Raw genomic sequence first — 3,604 nt, 5'->3', positions numbered from 1 at the left:
GGCTGGTCGCCGGCCGTGGACACCGGCGTGGGCCGGGGTTGCAGGGTCATGAAGTCCGAGACGCTGATGGCGCCGAGCACGGGCCGGAGCGCGGCAGGCACCTGGCGCCGGCTTTCGTCATGGACGATGTGCGGCGAGCCGAGACCCTCCCGGTGGCCCCGGTGTTCCAGCTCACAACCCCCGGCGGCCAGCACGTTCCTGACCCAGTCCGAGTCGCTTCCATAGGTCAGCGCGACGACGTAACCGCCGTCGGAGGTGAACACGTTGACAGGGGTCCGGTACTCGCGGCCCGACTGGCGTCCCTTGTGCACGATGACACCGAAACCCGGCACACGTGTCGCGGCGGGACCGGTGACGCGGTTGGTGGCCCGGCGGTTGGCCGAGGCGATCCATTTGGGCAGGGGCATGTGGCGGCCTCCTCAAAGATTGACTGTCGTACCCCGCATATCGACTGTCGTACCCTGCCGAGCAACGGTCAGATCTCGATTCGGGAGGCCGATCGTCGGACTGGGCAGTCGCCATGTGGGTATCCGGCGGGGTTCCACGGCCGCCATGCCCATCCGGAATCCATCCGGAGCCCATCCGGACGGATGACCAGCGCACGTCCCCGACCCGTGGACCGGGAGGCTGCAGCCAGCCTGCCGAGAAAGGCCGTCGAGGTCACGTGACCAGATGATCGCCGGATGATCAGAAGTAGGACGGGCAGGACGGTACGCCGGGGACGGGCTCGTTCTGCCCGCCCTGGGACACCGCGGTCGCCGGCAGATACCCCCAGGCGGCGGTGTATCCATGAGTGTTGGAGCGCCCGTCGTCGGCCTGGGTGTACAGCCACCAGGTGTTGGTGTTGCCCTGGATGACGGGGTTCGAGCGGCCCTGGTACTGGCACAGCACCCACACGTTCGTGGCCGCGGCCATGTATCCGCTGTCGTCGAGAGCCTCCGACGCCTGGTTGGAGCGGACGTTGGCGTAGACGGCCGAGCCCGCGTAGGTACCGCAGTAGTAGCGGGTCGAGAAGGTCCGTCCGGCGTAGTCGGTGCTTGTCTCGCTGCGCGCCGAGCAGCCGCCGACGGGGGCCGGTTGCGGCGAGGGCCGCACGGAGGAGGGCGTGTGGGACGGAGCGGGCGGGGTAACCGGAGCACTATCTGCCTGGGGTGGTGGACTTGCCGGGCCCCCGGCGGTCGGTGCCGTCGGCGTGGCGGGCGACGTCGGCGGTCGCAGTGAGTCCGGGTTCGCCGGCGCCGCGTCCGCGGGTCCGGGGCCGAATCCGGTCGGTGTCGGGCTGGTCGTGGCGGTGACCGATGTCCGCTGGCCGGAGGGAGCGGGATCCGTCCCGCCGGGTGTCGACGGCGCAGCTCCCGACGGGATGAGGACATTGTCCGCCTGCGCTCCGGACGAGTCGGTTCTTCCCCAGAGGGCGACAGCCAGCGCTCCGGAGATCACGAGCATGGTCACGACGCCGGCCACGGTGGTGATCCACCTGCCTTGGAGCCGTCGACGATCGGAGCCCTTGTCCGCGGATGCCGGGTTCGCGGATACAGGCAGCGGTGTACCTCGCGGCCGGATTCTGGTCGGAGTGTCCAGCGGCTCGTGGTACCCGGGAGCAGCGGGCTGCGAGCCGGTGCCGCCGGCGCCGGCCGGGGCTGGCTGCGGCCCGCTCCTGGCGGGGGCGGCACGGGAACGGCGGCGGGTGGCTGCTGCGAGGGGGCCGCCGGCAGCGGCTGCTCCGGAACCGGTACTTGTTTCCGGCTCGCCGGCCGCCGGCGTATCCGATGCCGGCGTATCCGATGATGGTGGGTCGGCTGCGAGCTCCTCCCCGGCTGCTTCCGGCCGGGCCAGCGGCTCGGTGCCCAGGACGTCCTGCAGCGCGTTGGACTCCTCGACAAGGCTGACCGCGGTCGGGCGTTGGTGCGGATCGACCGACATCATGCGTCCGATCAGCACCCGGAGTGGCTCCGGAACACCCTGGTCGAGCTCTGTGGCGTCTCCGGCGAGGATGCGCCGCATGACCGTCGCCGGTCCGTCGCCGGCGCGGGGCGCGAACGGGGCTGTGCCGGCAAGCAGGGTGTACAGGGTCGAACCGAGGGCGTAGACGTCGGCGGACGGCGAGTACCGCTGCCCGTCGAGGACCTCCGGGGCGCAGTGGACCGGCGTGTAGGCGTCAAGGCTGACCGACTTCTCCGGGCCGGTGACGACGCTCGCCACCCCGAAGTCGCTCAGTACTGCGCCGCCCTCGTCGGAGACCAGGAGATTCCCCGGCTTGACGTCACGATGAGTAATGCCAGCGCGGTGTGCCGCGGCCAGTGCCCGGGCGACGGACACACCTACTCCGACGGCTTCCGGCACTGACAGCTGGTTGTTGTCGCGTATCCGGTCGACCAGTGATCCCCGCGGGAAATACTGCATCGCGATGAACGGCTGATCGTCGGCGGTGGCGCCCGCGTCGTACACGGTGACGATCTCGGGGAGGTGGGACAGGCGCCCGGACGCCTGGCACTCGCGGGTGAACCGGCGCAGCGCGTCCGCGTCCCCGATGTCGGTACCCAGGACCTTCACGGCTACCGTTCGCGCGAAACGTTCCTGGTAGGCGGTGTAGACGGTGCTGAACCCGCCGATCGCGATCCGGCGGAAATCCCGGTACCCCTCGATGACCGGACCTGGCGACGCCCCCGCCGTCCCCTGGCCCGCCCGAGTCTTCCCCACATCGCCCCCGGTATGTTTCATACGAACCCGTTCGCTGCGACGCATGTCCTCGTGGAACTATATGGTAAGCCTGCGGCGTGATCCACGACGTGCTTCGGCGACGTGCGTGGGAGAGCGCTTCGGGGACGTGATGCCGCATGCGCTGTTTTTCCAGCGCCCCCTCGGCCCCCGGCTGCGCGAAAAGAGTCATGATCGCACAGCCTTTGGTCGTTACAGTCTGTTCTTATTGCTTCTTGATAGGGTGCTGACTAGCCTTTCAGGTGTCTTCAGGCTATGGCTCCGTCGTCGGCCATGCCCGGTGAGGAGGCGCCGAAGACGCCAGGCCGGCCGGGCCATGGTAACGGGCCATGGTAGGCGTGAGTAGCCTGAGTAAGGGGTGATGACATGATGGCGAGTGTCTTCGAGAGCGATCCCGATGTCGCCCGGCAGGTCTCCAACGACCTGGCCGATATTCGCAGCACCCTTACCTCTCTCGGTGCCGCCTTCGACGGTCTGCACGGTGTGACCGGCTCGAAGGAGGTGGAGACGGCGCTGGACCATTTCGTGAGCCACTCGTCGGACAGCCGCGAGTCGATGGACAAGTTGCTGGAGCGGGCATCCGGCCTGCTGCGCGGGCTGGCCGAGGGGGTGTCCGAGGTGGATTCCGGCCTGGCCGGGGCGTTGACGCCGGCCGTACCCGCGGCTCCTGTTGCCGCGGCGTCCGCTTCGCCGGTGGCGGCGGGCCGCGCGCAGTGAGCGCGACAACCACCGGTGTTCCTTCGTGGTTCACGCTCCGGGTTCCCCAGTCCTGGTTCGAGTTCGACGTGTGGCGGGCCACCCGTACCGGTGATCTTGCGCGTCTCGTCGACGCTCGGATCGCGGATGTCCCGCAACTGCGGCCACAGCGGCCGGCGTTGCTCAAGCT

General features: G+C 69.3%; 3 protein-coding genes. 1 reads left to right on the top strand and 2 read right to left on the bottom strand.

From position 1 onward, the window contains the following. Together DD1DGNOD_RS18795 and DD1DGNOD_RS18790 are read right to left on the bottom strand one after the other, a co-directional pair. On the bottom strand, window positions 1–407 hold a 407-nt coding region (locus DD1DGNOD_RS18795; protein WP_131770732.1), incomplete at its 3' end, for a nitroreductase family deazaflavin-dependent oxidoreductase. Between the two features lie 280 nt (window positions 408–687). Beyond that, window positions 688–2,721 carry a serine/threonine-protein kinase gene (locus DD1DGNOD_RS18790; protein ID WP_165035129.1) on the bottom strand — a complete coding sequence of 678 codons (2,034 nt, stop codon included), beginning with the start codon at window positions 2,719–2,721 and terminating at the stop codon, window positions 688–690. A gap of 363 nt (window positions 2,722–3,084) precedes the next feature. Between DD1DGNOD_RS18790 and DD1DGNOD_RS18785 the strand changes: the two genes are divergently transcribed. Next, entirely contained in the window at window positions 3,085–3,435 is a 351-nt protein-coding gene (locus DD1DGNOD_RS18785; protein WP_131770731.1) for a hypothetical protein, read from the top strand. Window positions 3,436–3,604: the final 169 nt, after the last annotated feature.

It is taken from the genome of Candidatus Protofrankia californiensis, assembly GCF_900634765.1.
GTDB lineage: Bacteria > Actinomycetota > Actinomycetes > Frankiales > Frankiaceae > Protofrankia > Protofrankia californiensis.
Note: the sequence above shows the minus strand (reverse complement) of the source record. Positions and strands in the feature narration are given on the sequence as shown.